This window comes from Adlercreutzia sp. (genome assembly GCF_056795635.1).
Genome location: NZ_JBQIIT010000001.1, coordinates 291043 through 310666 on the forward strand (window position 1 = coordinate 291043; position 19624 = coordinate 310666).

The window sequence follows — 19624 nt, forward strand, 5'->3', positions numbered from 1 at the left end:
CTGCCCTGAAACTCGGCGCCCATTCCGAATTGACCCCTTGCGGGGGGGGGGGCACTTATTTGCTACTCTCGGATGGAGAAGATTCGCCGGGTTTTCGCTGCCCGGTGCGTGCCGAGAGAAGGGAAGGCGAACATGGGAGATACGATGCGCGGGCTCGGGGCCGGGGTCTGGCGAGCCTGCGGCGTGATAGCGATGGCGGGAGTTCTCGCGCTTGCGGTTCTGGCGGGAGCCGCTCCAGCGGCGCTGGCTGCTGAGGCTGGGACGGCGGGAGGGGCGGCCACAGCGGTTTCGGGGGCCGACGCTGCGGCGACTTCAGGTCCCACGACCGATATCACTCCGGTCGCAGCAGCCGAGACGGACGGTGTCGCGTCCGACGCCTCCAGGGCCGATGCTGCTGACCAGGGAATCTACGCCATCTTCTACAAGAACAGCGACGGTCAGTCCTATACTCTGGTCATCCAGAACGGCGACGCGCTGGATCCTGCCTATCCGAAGCCGGCCGACGACCTCGTGGTGCTCCTGTGCGACAAGGATTCCGGCACGAGCGGCACTTGCGGCTGCTCTTATGATTACGGGATAAGCGGCGGGGGAAGCGAGGATGCGAGGCACTTCGTCACTCGAGCGGTAGTGAAGGAGGGGGTGGCGCCCCATTCCCTCGATGGCTGGTTCGCCGGCTACAAGAACCTTGAATCGGTCGATCTCGCCCATTTGGACGCCGCTGAGACAACGAGCGTGAAGGGGGTGTTTCGCGACTGCGTGTCCCTGAAATCTGTCGACTTGCCAGGGTCGGATATGTCGAAGGTGGAGGACATGAGCGAGATGTTCTCCGGGTGTACGTCGCTGGAATCCCTTAACCTTTCCAAGATCGATACGTCGAAGGTGCGCAACATGGGTGAGATGTTCCGCAACTGCAAATCCTTGAAGTCCCTCGATCTCTCGCACTTAGAAACATCGAATGTGACCAGCATGCGCGGTATGTTTTCCGGCTGCTCTGCCTTGGAAAGCATGGATCTGTCCAAGTCTGACACTTCCAAAGTGACAGACATGAAGGAGGTGTTTGACGGCTGCCAGTCGTTGAAAGCGTTGAATCTGCTCGGAAAGTTCTGCACGTCTCAAGTGACGACAATGGAGGGTATGTTCCGTGACTGCCAGTCCCTACCCTCTCTCGATCTCTCAAAGTTCGACACTTCGATGACGAAGAGCATGAACTTCATGTTCGTTAACTGCACGTCGCTCAAATCTCTCTCGCTTCCTTCGGGTATGAAGACGAACTGGGTTACGGACATGACTTCCATGTTCCTCAACTGCTCCGCTTTGGAATCCCTCGATCTCTCATCCTTCGATATCTCGCGCGTGAAAGAGATGAGATCTATGCTCTGCTTCGTGTTGCCCCAAAACGGTGTCGATCCTGACCGCTTCACGGAGATCGCGGTGACGCTGCCCGTCAACGGCGATTTCTCGAAGGCGGGCCTGACGAGTTCGTTCATGTTCGGCACCTTCACCGAGGGCTTCGTGAACTACACGGTGAAGTGGCGCAACGAGAAGGGACAGGTGTTCGCGGCCGATGCCATCCCGGCCCATACGGCGGGGACGTATACGGCCGTGCTTGAGCGGGACGGCAACGGCGATGGTTCCGGAAACGGTGCGGGTGATGGCAACGGCGGCTCCGACAACGGCTCCGGCAATGGAAACGGTTCCGGTAACGGAAATGGGAACGGCTCCGGTAATGGAAATGGCGGTTCCAACGGCGGCACCACCGCCGATCCCGCCCCGAAGCGCACCGTGGTCTTCTCCGAGGCCGTGACGTTGCCGCTGGACGCGACGGGCGTGGCTATGGACAAGTGGGACATCATCCGCGACCTGGCCAAGCGCTTCGGCTCCCGCGAGGACTTCCCGACCGACGCCAGCAGCGTGGCGGTCACCATCATGCGCGGCGGCGAGGCGGTCGATGTCATCGATCCCCGCCGCGCCGGCACCTACGAGGTGACGGCCGTGTACTCCATGCCCGACGGCACCGAGCGCGTGATCGAGGTCGCCTACACCGTGGCCGACCCGGCGGCGAAGGCCCCGGTGAAGTCCGCCGCCAAGTCCGGCACCCGGCTCGCCCAGACCGGCGACGAGATTCCGGCGCCCGTGCCCCTGGCCACCGCCGCCCTCGCCGCCTGCGCCCTGGCCGCCGCTGTGGCAGGCCGCCGCCGCGCTCGGGGGTAGGGCTCGTCGGCGGTCCTGCATCCGCGTTCCCAAATACAGCTTGTTCCACCATCGAGGCCCGAAGCGCCTAGGCGCTCCGGGCCTTTCTGTGTTCGCAGTCGGCTGCTCTGCGCATCGGTGCCTATCAGTCGTGCCTGCAATAGGTCTTTCCCTCGGCATGGGCCCCGACTCTCGAATTACCCCTTGCGGGGGGGGGGGCACTTATTTGCTACCCTCAGGTGGAGAAGATGCGCCGGGCCTGTCGACCGGCGCCTGCCGAGAGAAGGGAAGCGAACATGGGAGAGACGATGCGCGGGCTCGGGGCCCGCGCCCTGGGAATCCTCGGAGTGGTGACGGTGATGGCAACCATTGCGCTCGCAGTTCTGGCGGGGATCGCTCCGATTGCGCTGGCGGCTGAGGGTGAGACAGCAGGGGAGGCTGCGGCCCCAGCCCCCGCTGCCGCCGGCGAAGAGGCCTCGGGCTTCACAGGTGAGGAAAACGCGGCCGCTGATGCCCCGAGGGCCGATGCCGATAGGGAGATCTACGCCATCTTCTACGACAATCCCGACGGGAAGTCCTACACCCTGGTCATCCAAAATGGCGACGTGCTCGACCCCGCCTACGAAGAGCCCGGTGACGGTCAGATTCTTCGCATCTGCGACGGCGGTAATGGGGCGGCAACAGATGGGGAATCGGGGTGCAGGTGCTCCGGCTGGCACCACATCGTTGATGGGGGGTCGGTAACAACCCTTCCGGATCTGAGGGGAGGGTGTGTCGACAATGCAACCCGTGTAGTCATCAAGGGCTCTGTGCGTCCGCATTCTTTGCGCGGATGGTTTTGGGACTTCAAGAAGCTGGACAGCATCGATCTCGCTGGGCTGGATATGTCCCAAGTTGATGATATGAGCTTCATGTTCGGCGACTGCTCTTCTTTGGAGCGCCTCGATCTGTCAGGTTTGGATACGTCTCGAGTTGTTGAGATGGGCGGTGTGTTCCACGGTTGCTCTTCTTTGGAGGATCTCGACTTGTCGACGTTCGACACGTCGAGAGTAGTAAACATGGCCGGGCTGCTCTCTGGTTGCTCATCTCTTAAGACCGTAGACCTCTCCAGTTTCGACACTTCCGAAGTGACGGACATGGGCGCCATGTTCAGCGGCTGCGCATCGCTGAAATCCCTCGATCTTTCCAGGTTTGACACCTCTAAGGTGACGGATATGGCGCGGATGTTCGCGGGCGTGGGCGCGGATGTGCTCGACTTGTCGCGCCTCAACATGGCGAATGTGCAAAATGCAGACTGGATGTTCAACGGATCCCAATGCAAGAAGATAATATTTTCCGATAAGTACACTATTGGAAACTTGACCAGCATGGGCTATATGTTCACCAACTGTCCGTCGTTGGAATCTCTCGACCTCTCGTCGTTCGATCTCTCCAAGATGCCGACTTTTGGTGTAGCTACCGTGTTTGGCACCTGTCCTTCCCTGAAGACCCTCGATTTAAGTGGCCTTGTGCTGGGAGATGGGATGCCGTCTTTGCCGCTCGCTTACCTTGAATCGCTGGAGAAGGTCTCCCTGCCCTCATCGGGCGACTTCTCTCTTTCCCCAGCCGGTGGCTTCCATGAGACCGCACTTCCTAACTGGCGCAACGGCAAGCCGCTGAAGTGGCGCAACGAGAAGGGGGAGGTGTTCGCGGCCGATGCCATCCCGGCGCGCACGGCGGGGACTTACACTGCCGTTGTCGAAGGTGGCGGCTCGGGTGATGGCGATGGAAACGGCTCCGGCAATGGCAGCAGCGGCTCCAATAATGATGGTTCCGGTAATGGCAACGGCTCTGGCCCTAGCAACGGCTCCGGCAGCGTTGACCCCGCGCCGAAGCGCACCGTGGCCTTCTCCGAGGCCGTGGCGCTGCCGCTGGACGCGACGGGCGTGGCCATGGACAAGGACGACATCGTCCGCGACCTGGCCAAGCGCTTCGGCTCCCGCGAGGGCTTCCCAGCCGATGCCGACAGCGTGACGGTCACCATCGTGCACGGCGGCAAGGAGGTCGAGGTCATCGACCCGACCCGCGCCGGCACCTACGAGGTGACGGCCGTGTACTCCATGCCCGACGGCACCGAGCGCGTGATAGAAGCTACCTACACCGTGGCCGACCCGGCCGCGAAGGCCCCGGTGAAGCCCACCGTCAAGTCCGCCACCCGCCTCGCCCAGACCGGCGACGAGATGCCCGTGGCCGTGCCCCTAGCCACCGCCGCCCTCGCCGCCTGCGCCCTGGCCGCCGCCGTCGCAGTCCGGCGCAGGGCGCGCGGGTAGAGCCTGCTGGCAGCTCGCCGCGCCCGCGGGTAGCGCCTGCTGACGGTCCGCCGCCGTCGCAGCCCGCCGCCACGCCCGGGGATAGCGGCTCGCTGGCGACCCTGCGGCTGCGGTTGCGCCCGTGTCCGCGATGGCTGACAAGCCGCCGCCACGCCCGGGGATAGCGGCTCGCTGACAGGCTACCGCCGCGCCCGCGGGTAGCGGATGAGCCTGTGCCCGTGCTCGCGGTGGCTGGCGTCCCCCTGCCGCGCCCGCGGGTAGCGCCTGGCGGCTTTGCGGTTGCGCCCGCACTGCGGGCACCAGACGTCGTCGGCTTTCCTGAGATGCGGGATTCGCTCGATTCGAGGACCGGAGCGCCAAATGCGCCCCGGTCCTTTTCGTGTGTCATGCTCGCCAGTGGAAGCCCTGGGCCTTCCTGCGCCCGACGCTCGCCGGTGGAAGTGCCGGGGCTCCCGTCTGCGGCCTAGCTTTTTCTGGCGTGAATCTGCCCCGATCCCGAATTGACCCCTTGCGGGGGGGGGGGGCACTTATTTGCTACCCTCGGAGTAAGGTTTTAATCGGACTGTCTGTCGGCCTTGCAGGGGTCATATCGCTGGGTGCGCTTTGCGCGTAATTAGCCGACAGGCTGCAGGGAATGCGCAGAATGAGGAAAAGGAATGATTATGGCGACTGTCGATAAGGGGGCTATTGTCAGGCGAACGGGTTTTATCTTCGGATCGATTGCTCTTGTGTGCTCGCTCGCTCTTGTCCTCGTGTCCGCTATCGATGCCTGGGCGGATGAGGCTTTTCCTGTTGTGGACGACAATGTTTTCGTCGCCCTGTATTCTCGCGAAGAAGGCGGCTACACGCTTGTCTTCCAGAAGGGCGAGGCGCCCCGAACTGAGTACGGCACCCTGTCTGAGATCCATTCGCTGCAGGATTATCGTAGGTACGGCTCGGATAATCCGATATACGACAAGAAGTTCCATGTGAGGAGTGCGGTCGTGGCCGATGTGCTTCAGCCCGAGGATGTATCGAGGTGGTTCCAGGGCTTGGCGAATCTTGAGCAGGTTGACATATCGAAGTTGGATACGTCTAAAGTGAAGGATGCCGTTGAGATGTTCTCAGGCTGTTTGTCCTTGGAGTCTCTGGAGCTCTCAAGGTTTGACACCGCAAATTTGGAGAATGCTGCCGGCATGTTCTACCAATGCTCCTCGCTGGAGTTCCTCGATCTTTCCAAGTTTGATACTTCAAAGGTAACCCATATGGGCTCCATGTTCTCCGGGTGCTCTTCGCTGACGTCCCTTGACCTCTCGAAGTTCGACACATCCAAGGTGACACACATGGGCTCCATGTTCGAGGATTGCTCGTCGTTGAGGTCGCTCTCGTTCCCAAGGGGCTTCAATACGGGGGCAGTGACAAGCATGGATTTCATGTTTTACGGCTGTTCCGCCCTTGAGTCCATTGACCTCTCCGGATTCGATACTTCTCGGGTCACCAATATGAGTAAAATGCTCGGAGAATGTTCCTCGCTCAAAAGCATTCGGTTCCCAGCCTCCTTCGTAACTGGTCGCGTGACGGACGTGGGCTCCATGTTCTTCCTGTGCTCGTCGCTGGAGTTCCTTGATCTCTCGAGTTTTGACATTTCCAGGGGGACGAACATGGACTACATGCTCAACGGCTGCTTCTCACTGGATGAGATCGTTCTCCCGGCTACGGGCGACTTTGTCCAGGCGGATCTGCCCGACTGGCGCGACGGCAGACCGCTGAAGTGGCGCAACGAGAAGGGGGAGGTCTTTGCGGCCGATGCCATTCCGGCGCGCACGGCGGGGACTTACACCGCCGTTGTCGAGGGCAGCAGCGACGGTGACGGGTCGGGCAACGGTTCGGATGGTAACAACTCTGGTTCGGGTAGCGGCGATGGGGGCAACTCCGGTTCCGGTAACGGAAACGGCGGCTCCAACGGGAGTTCCGGCAGTGGGGATGGTTCTGGTTCCGATAATGGAAATGGCGGTTCCGACGGCGGCGCCACCGCCGACCCCGCGCCGAAGCGCACCGTGGCCTTCTCCGAGGCCGTGACCCTGCCGTTGAACGCGATGGGCGTGGCCATGGACAAGGACGATATCGTCCGCGACCTGGCCAAGCGCTTCGGCTCCCGCGAGGGCTTCCCGACCGGCGCGGAGGACGTGGCGGTCACCATCATGCTCGGCGGCGAGGAGGTCGAGGCCATCGACCCCCGCCGCGCCGGCACCTACGAGGTGACGGCCGTCTACGCCATGCCCGACGGCGCCGAGCGCGTGATCGAGGCCGCCTACACCGTGGCCGACCCGGCGGCGAAGACCCCGGTGAAGTCCACCGTCAAGTCCGGCGCCCGCCTCGCCCAGACCGGCGACGAGATGCCCGTGGCCGTGCCCCTAGCCACCGCCGCCCTCGCCGCCTGCGCCCTGGCCGCCGCCGTCGCAGTCCGGCGCAGGGCGCGCGGGTAGAGCCTGCTGGCAGCTCGCCGCGCCCGCGGGTAGCGGCTGGCGGCTTTGCGGTTGCGCCCGCACTGCGGGCACCAGACGTCGTCGGCTTTCCTGAGATGCGGGATTCGCTCGATTCGAGGACCGGAGCGCCAAATGCACCCCGGTCCTTTCTGCGTCGTGCGCCCGCGGGTAGCCGATTTCGGCGGGGTCACCTTTCGCCGTGCGCGGAAGATCGGGTAAGCGCCCCCTGCCTTCCATCTCGATGGGTCCAAACCCCTCGTTTTTGCCGGCCGCTTTCCTTTTTCCGGCAGAAATAGGGGGTTTGGTATCGCAACAAGCTCGATCGTTCATTTCTGACCTGGGGTTTTGTCGAGTCGAAGTACCAAACCCCCGTTTTCTGCCGGGAAAAACGGTACCCAACCCCCTCTTTTTGACGGGAAACCCGAGACGTCTGGCAAAAAGAGGGGGTTGGGTACTGCGGAGGGGGCTCGGGCGTCCCGGTACGGCTTTGCGGGAGGGCTCCCGGCGGGAGCGCCGCTCGCCGTTTCTGCCAGTCGCTTCCTTTTTCTGTCAGAAATGGCGGGTTTGGTGCTGTAATTTGCCGGGCCATTCGCTGCCGACCTGGGGTTTTGTCGGACGAAAGCACCAAAGCCTCGCTTTCGCCAGGAGAAATGACACCAAACTCCCTCTTTTTGACGAGAAATCCGCGGTGTCTGTCGGAAACAGGGGGTTTGGTGCTTAGGGCTGCCGTACCGCCCTCCCGACTGAACATACCCTCCCTCGCGGGCCTCGGAAGCGCTTCCGAGGCCCGTTCGTTTGAGGCGCGGGCGTCCCAAAGCCGCCTCGCGTCCTCGCGTTCCCTTCCCGGTCGAGTTCACCGTGGCCTTTGCGGCATCCCGTCTTGGCCGCCGACCGACGGGGAGGGGGCCGCTCTCACCTGGGGCGCAATATTTCGATAAGAATTCCCTAAGGAAAAATGAACCAAATGCCCATGGAGGTTCCACGGTGATGCGCGTAGACTGCCCAAGCGAGGGAGGATCCTGCCCGGGATCCTCGATACGACGAGGAAAGGGGAGTCTATGGAGAAGACTGCGCAGACGTTCGGGGCCCTCAGCCGCCGTTCGTTTCTCGGCCTGGCGGGCGTTACCGGAGTCGGCGTGGCGCTGACCGGGTGCGCGCCGACCGCGCCGCAGGAGACCGAGGGCGAGGGCCTGCCCGCCACGGGCGGCGAGCCGCTCGACTACGATACGGTCACTTGGTCGGCCTGCCATGTGAACTGCGGCAGCCGCTGCCCGCTCAAGACCTACGTGAAGGACGGCCAGGTCGTGCGCATCGACATCGATTCCGACGGCGATGACGAGTTCGGCCCCGGCAAGATCTCCCAGATGCGCTCCTGTGTGCGCGGTCGCACCAACCGCCAGCGCATCTACAGCCCCGATCGCATCCAGAAGCCGCTCAAGCGCGTTGAGGGCACCAAGCGCGGCGAGGGCAAGTACGAGGAGATCACCTGGGAAGAGGCCATCGAGCTTATCGCCACCACCATGCAGGAGATCAAGGCCGAGTACGGCAACGACGCCTTCTACATCCAGTACGGCACCGGCGTGCTCGGCGGCACCGTGTCGAAGTCGTGGCATCCCGACTCCACCATGTTCGCCCGTCTCATGAACCTGTGGGGCGGCTACCTGCGCCAGTACGCCGACTACTCCACCGGCCAGATCACCTGGGAGATGCCGCTGTTCAACGGCGACGCCTGGTCCAACAACGAGGTGACCGACCTGGTGAACTCCAAGAACATCGTGCTGTTCGGCAACAACCCGGCCAACACGCGCATGTCCGGCTCAGCCATGCAGTACCTGCTCACCCGGGTGCGCCTCCAGAACCCCGAGGCCACCATCGTGGTGGTGGACCCGCACCTGTCCGACACCGCCGTGGGCGTGGCCAACCGCTGGATCCCCATCCGTCCCGGCACCGATGCGGCCCTCGTCGCCGGCATGGTCCAGTACCTCTTCGCCGAGGGCAAGCTGGACGAGGACTTCCTGCGCAGCAAGTTCGTCGGCTTCTTCTCCGACAGCTTCGCCGAGGACGCGGCGGCCGCCGAGCCTGCGAACACGGCGTTCATGGGCCTGGACAAGTCCGGTGCGCTCGCCGTGGACGGCGACATGTCCTATGAGGCCTACCTGGCCGGCACCGGCGCCTACAAGGGCACCGGCGAGAAGACCCCGGAGTGGGCCGCTGCCATCACCGGCGTCCCCGCCGCCGTCATCCGCGAGCTGGCCGACCTGTACGTGGACGGCCCCACGGCCACCATCCAGGGCTGGGGACCGCAGCGCCACTCCAACGGCGGCAACAGCTCCCGCGCCATCGCCATGATCGCCGCCATCACCGGCAACGTGGGCATCTCCGGCGGCGGCACCGGCGCCCGCGAGGGTGTGGGCGGCGTGCCCTTCGCCACCCCGACGGCCATCCCGTGCTTCCCCGAGAAGAACACCGTGGACGTGTGCGTGTCCTTCTTCGACTGGTACCAGGCCATCGAGGACTACACGGTCATGAACGACGCCACCTGGGGCATCCGCTCCATCGACGAGACCGGCGCGACCTCCTACGCCGAGGAGCCCGGTACCATCGCCTTGAAGGCCCCCATCAAGTTCATCTGGAACTACGGATCCAACGTCATGATGGGCCAGCACGCCGACATCAACGACTCCCTGCGCATATACAACCTGCCCGACGAGAAGGACTCCGGCGTGCGCATGATCGTGACCGTGGACCCGTGGATGACGCCGACGGCCATGGCCTCCGACATCATCCTGCCCGGCACCACCCCCTTCGAGGAGGACGACCTCACCACCGGCGGCTCCGCTTGGACCGGCTTCATCTGCTGCGAGAGCAAGGCCATCGAGCCGCTGTTCGAGGCGAAGCCCGTCTACGAGATCTGCACGCTCATCGCCGACAAGCTGGGGCTCAAGGACGAGTTCACCGAGGGCAAGACCCAGATCGACTGGATCGAGTGGTGCTACGAGCAGGGCAAGGCAGCTGGCGACGACCTGCCCGCCACCTTCGAGGAGTTCCGCGCCGGCGGCCTGTTCAAGCAGACCGACGACCACGAGCCGGCCGTGGCGCCCCTGCCCGAGCAGCTGGCCACCCCCTCTGGCAAGTACGAGGTGTTCTCGAAGCAGGCCTACAACCTGTCGAAGCAGTGGGACCTCACCGGCGGCGGCGTCATCCCCGATGACGGCCGCGACCAGATCACGGCCCTGCCCATCTGGTACGAGAGCTTCGAGAGCTTCGGCGATCCGCTGCGGCAGGAGTACCCCTTCCAGCTCATCGGACACCACACCAAGACGCGCACCCACTCCTCCTACGGCAACGTGCCCTGGATGAGCTCGGTGGCGCCCCAGCAGTGCTGGATCAACGACGGCGACGCGGCGGCCCTCGGCATCGCCCAGGACGATACCGTCATCGTGTCCACGGAGCGCGGCCGCTCCCAGATGACCGCCAAGGTCACCAACCGCATCATGCCCGGCGTGGTCAGCGTGCCCCAGGGCGCCTGGTACGACCCGGAGACCCGCGACGGCGCCACCATCGGCGACCGCAGCGTGCTCGACCGCGGCGGCTGCATCTCGGTGCTCACGTCCGCCCGTCCCACGCCCATCTCCAAGGGCAACGGCGTGCATTCCAACCTGTGCAAGATCGAGAAGGCCTAAGAAGGGGGAGATTACCATGGAACAGTACGGATTTTTCGTCAACACCGACATCTGCACCGGCTGCAAGGCCTGCATGACCTCGTGCTTCGATCGCAACGACCTGGAAGTGCCGGCCAAGTTCCGCAAGGTGTACGAGTTCGGCGGCGGTGAGTGGGCCGCCGACGAGACCGGTGCGTTTACCGCCACGGCCTTCACCTACTACGCCTCCATGACCTGCGGCCACTGCGAGAGCCCGGCCTGCGTGGCCAACTGTCCCACCGGCGCCATGCAGAAGGATCCGGAGACGGGCATCGTGAATAACGACAAGGAGAAGTGCATCGGCTGCATGACCTGCGAGAAGAGCTGTCCCTACGGACATCCCGTGCAGCTGGACGACGGGCTTTCCCACAAGTGCGTGCTCTGCTCCGACGAGAACCCGGAGGGCGTGCCGGATCCCACCTGCGCCAAGGCCTGCCCGGTGCGCGCCCTGGAATTCGGCCCCATCGCCAGCTTGCGCGAGGCCCATCCGGACGGGGCGGCGGCCATCGGCGAGCTGACTGACGAGACCGGCCCGGCCGTGGTGTTCGCGCTGCACCGCGACGCGGATAAGGGCGGCACGCTGCGCAACCCGCAGGAAGTGGGCCACGAGGCCTAAGGGCTGCGCGGTTCCCCGGGGGGAGAGAACATGCGAGGGTAAGAGCGGCTGGTAGGGTGTAATATCCTACCAGCCGTGCGGCTATGGGAGAGAAGGGCGGCGGGCGGCGGCGCGCCGCCGAACGGCGGCCGCGGAGGGACGAAGGAGCGCCATGGGCAGCGCAAGGGGACAGCGGAAGATCGGGTTGAGAACGAAGCTCATCGGGCTTCTGACGGCGGTGCTCGTCGGGCTTACGGCGGTGTTCCTCCTGTTCACCTACGACGACCAGGCGCGCCGCGCCGAGACCGACCTTCTGGAGAAATCCCGCGTGCTCGTCACCGAGATGGATGCCGTGTGGGACTTCATCTCCCTGAACCAGAACGTCATCAATTTCAATTCCGACGGGGAATACGACTACAAGGGGCTGCACTGCGCCATCGCCGGCAAGTCGGTGGCGGCCCTGTTCTCGGAGAAGTCCGATTACTCTATCCGCTTCACGAACCTGAACCCGCGCAACATCTACAACGCGCCGGATGCCTACGAGGCCGCCGCCATCGAGGCCTTCCGCGCCGACGACGCGGTGGACGAGGCCTGGGGCTACGAGGACGAGGGAGGCCAGCAGGTCTTCCGCTACGTGCGGGCCATGGATGTGTCCGACGACTGCATCGAGTGCCACGGCCAGCCGGCCGGCGAGATAGATGCGACGGGCTATCCCAAGGAGGGCTGGCAGACGGGGGACGTGGCCGGCGCCGTGTCGGTGGTGGTGCCCGCCGATTCAGCCCTCGCGAACATGCGCGACGCCATCGTGTCGAACATGGTGTTCTTCCTCGCGGTGCTCACCTCCATGGCCCTCGTCATCTACGTGGTGCTCAGCCGGCTGATCACCGAGCCCTTGACCGAGCTGCGGGCCTCCTTCTCCCGGGTGGCCGGCGCAGGGGAGGACCGGGAAGCGGAAAGCGACGGACGGGGCACGGGCCCGGGCGGGGACGGGGCGCTGCGCGGCCTGCCCGAGCGCGGATCGCTTCCCAGTGCCGAGCGGGGCGCCCTGTACTCCACCCGGGAGGTGGACGGGCTCATCGAGCAGTACCATTCCATGGCCCGGCGCCTGGAGGAGCTCTACGGCAGCCTGGAGTCCCAGGTGGCCGAGCGCACCGAGCAGCTGCGGCGGGCCAACGCCGAGCTGGAGCGCCAGCGGAAGCGGGTCGAGGAGATCAACGAGCAGCTGGCCCGCGACAACCAGTACAAGTCCGACTTTCTGGCCATCGTCAGCCACGAGCTGCGCACGCCCCTCACCTCCATCCTCGCCTTCGCCGACCTGCTGGGGCAGTCCATGGACCCGGCCGACGAGGAGGCGGCCCGCCAGCTGGAGGAGATCGACAAGAACGGGGCCATTCTCCTGGAAATGGTGGACAATGTGCTCGAATGCGCCCGCATCCAGGCCGGTTCCGAGACGCTGAACCTGGAGCTGCTGGACTTGAACGACGTGGTGGGCATGGTGGAATCGGCCCTGGTGCCGGTGGCGGCCAAGAAGGGCGTGGCCTTCACCACGCGGGTCGACTACGACGTGCCCCTCATCCGCAGCGATTGGGAGAAGCTGCGGCGCGTGCTCGCGAACCTGGCGAGCAACGCCGTGAAGTTCACCGATCGGGGCGGGGCAGTGTCGGTGCGGGTGCGCTGCACCGGCGAGCCGGGCGCCCGGGTCATCGAGGCGGCGGTGACCGACACCGGCATCGGCATCCCCGCCGAGGCCCAGGAGCTCATCTTCGAGCGGTTCCGCCAGGAGAACATGTCCACGGTGCGCCGTTACGGCGGCAGCGGCCTGGGGCTTTCCCTCGTGAAGGATCTCGTGGCCATGCTGGGCGGCGCCGTGGCGGTGGAAAGCGAGCCGGGCCGCGGGTCGGTGTTCACCGTCACGCTGCCGGTGCGGGAGGAGGATATCCATGACTAAGGTGATGCTCGTCGACGATGACGAGTCCATGCAGGTGCTCATCGGCCAGATCGTCCGTCGCGGCGGCTACGACTTCTGCTGTGCCGGCAGCGGCGAGGAGGGCCTGGCCCTGCTGAGGGAGGCCCGGCCCGACTTTCTTATCCTGGATGTGATGCTGCCGGACATCAACGGCTTCGAGATCTGCGAGATCATCCGCGCCGAGGGGCGCCAGGTGCCCATCATGTTCCTCACGGCCAAGGGCGATATTGTGGACAAGTCCATCGGCTTCAAGGCCGGAGCCGACGACTACCTGGTGAAGCCCTTCCAGCCCGAGGAGCTGCTCCTGCGGGTGAACGCCCACGTGCGCCGCCGGGAACGGGAGCGGGAGCGGGGCCGCGAGGACCGCGGCCGCCCCGACGTCTTCGCCGTGGGGAATCTGGAGATTCACTTCGGGAAGTACGACGTGCGGCTGGGCGGCGAGCCGGTGGGCCTGTCTTCCCGGGAGATCGAGCTGTTAGAGGTGCTCGCCTCCGACCCGGGGGCCGTGTTCACCCGCGATCAGATCCTGGAGGCTCTCTGGGGCGACGTCGAGGCCGCCGATCCCAGCTCCATCACCGTCATGGTGCGCAAGATACGCGAGAAGATCGAGGAGGATCCCTCCAAGCCCCGCTACCTCACCACCATCTGGCGCGTCGGCTACAAGCTGGCCGACCGCCTGTGAGCTAAGCGGCGCGCCCGCAGCCCTCGGCGGCGCGCCCGTGGGTTACGCGCCGGCGGTTCGCGGTTCCCGCCGACCTCTTCGGCTGCGGGCGCCGCGCCGCGGGTCCGGGCATTTCCGTGGAATTTCCCGGGATATTTCGCTCAGGTGTAAGGTGAAAACTTCTCGTCCATTTTCCCTTGAAGGGCCTTCAAATTTGTAGTATTCTTCTCTGCTGTATCTCTGCGCCAGAATTGAGTTCTTGTACCCAAAATCAGGCGCGGACACTGGAGAAAGGACTATCGCGTGGCTGATGCTGCAAAGAAGAATCCTGAGCAAGACATTGAAGAAGTTGTGGTGACCGAGGACGTCGAGGAGCTGGACGACCTGGACGACGACGATATGGACACCACGGAGCCGCCGACGAGCGCAGCGAGCGATTCGGCTTCCGACGGACTGACCGAGGACAAGATCGAGGCCGGCCTCGATTCCGAGGAAGACCTGCTGGACGGCATTCCCGAGGACGAGCTGAAGGCCACGGTGGAGGCGGCGGCCCTGCCCAAGGTGACGCCCCGCACCCGCGCCCGCGTGCGCACCAAGCGCAACCCCGATGCCGGCGTGACCATGCTCACCGGCGACCCGGTGCGCATGTACCTGAAGGAGATCGGCAAGGTGCCCCTGCTCACCGCTGCCGAGGAGATCGATCTCGCCATGAAGATCGAGGCCGGCGTGGCCGCCACTGAGGAGCTGGAGAAGGCCGAGGAAGACGGCATCGAGCTGGAGCGCCGCGAGAAGCGCCGCCTGTCCCGCATCGAGCAGGTGGGCCTGGACGCCAAGCAGCAGCTCATCGAGGCGAACCTGCGCCTCGTGGTGTCCATCGCCAAGCGCTACGTGGGCCGCGGCATGCTGTTCCTGGATCTTATCCAGGAGGGCAACCTGGGCCTTATCCGCGCCGTGGAGAAGTTCGACTACACTAAGGGCTTCAAGTTCTCCACCTACGCCACCTGGTGGATCCGCCAGGCCATCACCCGCGCCATCGCCGACCAGGCCCGCACCATCCGCATTCCCGTGCACATGGTGGAGACCATCAACAAGCTCGTGCGCATCCAGCGCCAGCTGCTGCAGGAGCTCGGCCGCGAGCCAACCCCCGAGGAGATCGGCGAGGAGATGGGGCTCACCGCCGAGCGCGTGCGCGAGATCCAGAAGATCTCCCAGGAGCCGGTGAGCTTGGAGACGCCCATCGGCGAGGAGGAGGACTCCCAGCTCGGCGACTTCATCGAGGACGACGCCGCCGTGGTGCCCCCCGACGCCGCCAGCTTCTCCATGTTGCAGGAGCAGCTGGCCAAGGTGCTGGAGGGCCTGGCCGAGCGCGAGCGCAAGGTCATCAGCCTGCGCTTCGGCCTGGAGGACGGCCACCCGCGCACCCTGGAGGAGGTGGGCCGCGAGTTCGGCGTCACCCGCGAGCGCATCCGCCAGATCGAGAGCAAGACCCTGGCGAAGCTGAGGCACCCCTCCCGGTCCAGCAAATTGAAGGACTACCTGGAAGACTAAACGAGAAGGCCGGCCGTCTTGCCGGCCTTCTTCGATGAAGGAGCCGTTTGAATGGAAACGAAGCACGAGTGCGAGTTCTTCGCCACCTGCCTGCCGGGCACCGAGGGGCTGCTGGCCGATGAGCTGCGCGGCCTGGGAGTGCGCAAGGTGCGCCCCCTGGCCGGCGGCGCGGCCTTCTTCGGGCGTCCCGAGATGGCCTTGCGTGTGTGCCTGTGGTCGCGGCTGGCCGGCCGGGTGAACACGGTGCTCGGGCGCGTGGGGGCCGCCGGTGCCGACGAGCTGTACGCGGGCGCGCGGGCCCTGGCCTGGGAAGAGGAGATCGCCCCGGGGGCCAGCATCGCCGTGCGGGCCGACGGCACGAACCGGGCCCTGCGCAACACCCAGTTCACGGCCCTGAAGGTGAAGGACGCCGTGTGCGACCGCCTGGCCGAGGCGCGGGGCGGCCGTCCCGATGTGGATGCCCGCCGCCCCGATGCCCTCGTCGAGGTACGCCTGCGGGAGGGCCGGGCCACTATCGCCCTGGACCTGTCGGGCGCCTCCCTGGCGCGGCGCAGCTACCTGTCCGAGGCCGACGGATCGGGGGCTCCCGTGGCCGTGGCCCAGGCGGCGGCGCTTCTGGCCGCCCTGGGAGCGGGTGCGGCCCTGAAGGCGGGCTGGGGGCTCTTCGACTCGGCTTGCGACGACGGCTTCCTCGTGACCGAGGCGGCGTCGCTCCTGTCCGATCAGGCGCCGGGCCTGCTGCGCGACCGGTGGGGGCTCTCCGGGTGGGCGCGCTGCGACGAAGACGTTTGGGCGGCCCTGCTCGACGAGGCCGACGGCCGCTTCGAGGCCGGGCTCGCCCGCGTGCTGGGAGCCGCGCCTGCGGCCGAGGCGACGAGTGCGGGCCCCGACCAGCGCACCGTGCGCATCGTGGGGCTCTCGGCCTCCTCGCCGGCCGTGGCCCGGGCCCGCGGCCATCTGCGGGCTGCGGGCCTGCGGGCGGTGGCGAGCGTGGAGGCGGCCGCCCCCGAAGACGCGGATGCGGTGGAGGAGCGCCTGGTGCGGGCCGTGGAGCGGGCGGGGGCGGCGGCTGCGTCCGCGCCGTCTGGCAGCGCGACCCCGGCTGCAACCTCCGGCGGCGCCGCGGCCGGGGAAGAGCCTGCCGATGCCGGCGCTTTCGAGGGCGCTCCCGAGGATGGTGCACCCGCCGCAGCGAGCGCCCCCGACACCGCGCCCGCCCTCCTGGTGGCCAATGTCGCGCCGGCCGGCCGGGCCGAGGACGATGCCCGGGCCGTGGCCGAGCAGGCGGCCTGCGTGGCCGCCGCCCGCCGGGCCCCGGCCGGGTCCCGCTTCGGCTTCGTCGGCGCCGGCGGCTTCGCGGCCCGCTTCCGCACGCCGGCCGCCGAGCGCATCGAGATCGGCCGCGGCCGGGCCGAGGCGGTGCTCGAGCGCTTCGACACGCCCCCCTGCGAGCCGGCGGTCATCGCCGTGGCGAACCCGGCCGGGGGCACCGAGCTTTCCGTGGAGGTAAACGACGCCGCCTCGGCCCAGTTCGCGAGCCGTCTGCGCAAGGTGGCCCGGGAGCGGCGCAAGTGGGCCGCCCGAGAGGGCGTGGCCTGCTACCGCCTCTACGACGGCGACTTGCCCGAGTACGCCTGCGCCATCGACCTGTACGAGGGGGCTGCCGACGCCGAGGGCATCCTCTACGCCCATGTGGCCGAGTACGCTCCGCCCAAATCGGTGAACCCGGATGTGGCCCGGGCCCGCTTCGAGGACGTGCTCGCCATCGTGCCGGCGGTGCTCGGCATCCGGCCCGACCATGTGTTCTCCAAGGCGCGCCTGCGGGCCCGCGGCGGCGGCCAGTACCGCGATGCCGGCGGCCGCAGCTACGTGACCCACACGAGCGAGGACGGCCTCGTCTGCGAGATCGATCTGGGCGGCTACCTGGATACCGGCATCTTCCTCGACCACCGCACAACCCGCGAGATGGTGGGGAAGATGGCCGCGGGCAAGCGCTTTCTGAACCTGTTCGCCTACACCGGCGTGGCCACGCTGCACGCGGCGGCCGGCGGGGCCGAGGCCACCACCACGGTGGACCTCTCCCAGACCTATCTGGACTGGGCCGCCCGCAACCTGGAGGCCAACGGCTTTACGGCGGTGGGTGACGCCCGTGCGGAAGGGGGCCGGGTCGGCAAGGGGAGGAGCGGTCGGGGAGTGGCCTCCCGCGGGCGGGGCTCCCACGAGCTCGTGCGCGCCGACGTGGTGCGCTGGATCCAGGAGGCCCGTCGCGCGCGGCGCACCTGGGACCTCATCTTCGTGGATCCGCCCACGTTCTCGAACTCCAAGGCCATGGGGCGGCGCACCTGGGATGTGCAGCGCGATCACGCCGAGCTGCTCATCGGCGTCTCGCGGCTCCTGTCCGAGGACGGCGTGGCGGTGTTCTCCTGCAACCTGCGCGGATTCAAGCCCGACCGCGAGGCTCTGGCCAAATGCGGCGTGGCCATCGAGGACATCACGGCGAGCACCATACCCCACGATTTCGAGCGCAACCCCCGCATCCACCACTGCTACCTGGTGCGACGGGCCCTCTCGATGGAAGTAGGAGGCGGTGCCTGAAGCCGGGCCGCCTCAACGGACGCAGGGGCTGACGCCCGAGGCCGGCCCGACTAATGCCTGAGGCCGCGCCCGGCCGATGCCGCGACCGGAAGGCCCCGGTGCCGGAGCCGTCGGGTGGCCGGTGGGAACTATTTTCGCATCTCAGCAAAAAAAGTTCTTGCAAACCCGTGGCGCTTCGGTATAATTCTATCTTGCGCTGAGGGCGAGAAGCCCCGCCGATATTCCTCGGTAGCTCAACGGCAGAGCATTCGGCTGTTAACCGAAGGGTTGTAGGTTCGAATCCTACCCGGGGAGCCAGAATACCAGGCCAGGAGCGAAAGCTCCTGGCCTTTTCTTTTTCAAATTCCAAAAATGGTCTCAAGAGGGTTCTCTCTTTTCCAGATTTCCCCGGGCATCTCCTCGGCGACGGTCCGCCCGATTGGCCTGCATTGAACCGCGCCCTTCGCGGTGCTCGGCTCGCTCCAGCGGGTCGCGCCCTGGAAGGCTCCGCCGCCGATGGCCAAATGCGGTAATTGGGCATTGACCCCTTGTCAGGGCGGGTCTTTTGCTATCATGGAACGACGTGGCGAAGATGCTTCGCTGCGAGTTCGGCAATGCGGGCGTGGCGGAATTGGCAGACGCGCCAGATTTAGGTTCTGGTGGGCAACCCCCGTGAAGGTTCAAGTCCTTTCGCCCGCACCATTTTGCTTTCCGGCCCTCGGCCGGGCAGCCGAGACGCGCGCCGGAGGCGGCGTGCGCGAAGAAAAAGGAGAATCACCTTGGCAGTCCCCGCAGTATTCAGGAAGTACAACGAGATCAGCCTCATTAAGCGTATTCTCGTTGGCCTTGTCATCGGTGTCGTTCTGGCGCTGCTCATCCCCAACGCGCAGCCCTGGACCGACGTCATCACCCTTCTGGGCTCGCTGTTCGTGGGCGCCCTGAAGGCCGTGGCTCCCGTCCTCGTGTTCTTCCTGGTCATCAGTGCCCTGTGCAACGCCGAGGGTGCCGGCACCATGAAGACCGTCGTCGTCCTCTACGTGGTCAGCACGCTCGTGGCCGCCATCGTGGCCCTCATCGGCAGCGAGCTGTTCCCCTCCGTCCTCACGCTGGACACCTCCTCCATGGTGGAGCAGGCCGCTCCCGAGGGCATCGGGGAAGTGCTCACCACCCTGCTCATGAACATCGTGGCGAACCCGGTCGACGCGCTCATGAACGCCAATTACGTGGGCATCCTCGCCTGGGCCGTGGTGCTCGGCATTGCCCTGCGCGCCGCTGGCGAGCGCACTAAAGAAGTATTCACCGCCATCTCCGATGCCGTGTCCAAGGCCGTGCGCTGGGTCATCAACTTGGCTCCCTTCGGCATCCTCGGCCTCGTGTACGCCTCGGTGAGCACTTCCGGCACCGACATCTTCTTCGAGTACGGTCACCTCATCCTGGTGCTCGTGGCCTGCATGCTCGTCATCGCGCTCGTCACCAACCCGCTCATCGTGTGGGTGTGCACCCGCAAGAACCCCTATCCGCTCGTGCTGCGCTGCCTGAAGGACTCGGGCCTCACCGCGTTTTTCACCCGCAGCTCGGCGGCGAACATCCCCGTGAACATGGAGCTGTGCCGCAA

10 protein-coding genes and 2 tRNA genes are annotated in these 19624 nt (G+C 65.9%); all 12 read left to right on the forward strand.

The features are described 5' to 3' along the window. The first annotated feature begins 132 nt into the window (after positions 1-132). The gene (locus ACTOXK_RS00905; protein ID WP_482278438.1) at positions 133-2211 is read left to right on the forward strand and encodes a BspA family leucine-rich repeat surface protein; all 2079 of its coding nucleotides are present in this window, start codon (positions 133-135) and stop codon (positions 2209-2211) included. Between the two features lie 275 nt (positions 2212-2486). Continuing rightward, positions 2487-4499, forward strand: a complete 2013-nt coding sequence (locus ACTOXK_RS00910) for a BspA family leucine-rich repeat surface protein (protein ID WP_482278437.1) — start codon at positions 2487-2489, stop codon at positions 4497-4499. Positions 4500-5161: 662 nt separating this feature from the next. Then, a complete protein-coding gene (locus ACTOXK_RS00915) occupies positions 5162-6964 on the forward strand; it encodes a BspA family leucine-rich repeat surface protein (RefSeq protein WP_482278436.1) in 1803 nt (600 codons plus the stop codon). A 1058-nt stretch (positions 6965-8022) separates the two neighbouring features. Further along, positions 8023-10647 (forward strand): DMSO/selenate family reductase complex A subunit, encoded by a 2625-nt coding sequence (locus ACTOXK_RS00920; protein ID WP_482278435.1) that lies wholly within the window; start codon positions 8023-8025, stop codon positions 10645-10647. A gap of 16 nt (positions 10648-10663) precedes the next feature. Further along, positions 10664-11281: a 4Fe-4S dicluster domain-containing protein gene (locus tag ACTOXK_RS00925; RefSeq protein ID WP_482279393.1), complete on the forward strand. Its 618-nt coding sequence runs from the start codon at positions 10664-10666 to the stop codon at positions 11279-11281. A gap of 151 nt (positions 11282-11432) precedes the next feature. Next, positions 11433-13208: an ATP-binding protein gene (locus ACTOXK_RS00930; RefSeq protein WP_482278469.1), complete on the forward strand. Its 1776-nt coding sequence runs from the start codon at positions 11433-11435 to the stop codon at positions 13206-13208. Further along, complete coding sequence (locus tag ACTOXK_RS00935) at positions 13201-13908, forward strand: response regulator transcription factor (protein WP_482278468.1); 708 nt, start codon at positions 13201-13203, stop codon at positions 13906-13908. The genes ACTOXK_RS00930 and ACTOXK_RS00935 overlap by 8 nt, the downstream gene beginning before the upstream one ends. Positions 13909-14286: 378 nt before the next feature. Then, positions 14287-15435 carry an RNA polymerase sigma factor RpoD gene (rpoD, locus tag ACTOXK_RS00940; RefSeq protein WP_135971259.1) on the forward strand — a complete coding sequence of 383 codons (1149 nt, stop codon included), beginning with the start codon at positions 14287-14289 and terminating at the stop codon, positions 15433-15435. A 51-nt stretch (positions 15436-15486) separates the two neighbouring features. Beyond that, entirely contained in the window at positions 15487-18030 is a 2544-nt protein-coding gene (locus ACTOXK_RS00945; RefSeq protein ID WP_482278467.1) for a THUMP domain-containing protein, read from the forward strand. A gap of 222 nt (positions 18031-18252) precedes the next feature. After that, positions 18253-18327, forward strand: a tRNA-Asn gene (locus ACTOXK_RS00950). A gap of 298 nt (positions 18328-18625) precedes the next feature. Then, positions 18626-18711 (forward strand) — tRNA-Leu (locus tag ACTOXK_RS00955). A 77-nt stretch (positions 18712-18788) separates the two neighbouring features. Then, a partial coding sequence (gene sstT, locus ACTOXK_RS00960; protein WP_482279823.1) for a serine/threonine transporter SstT occupies positions 18789-19624 on the forward strand: 836 nt, incomplete at its 3' end.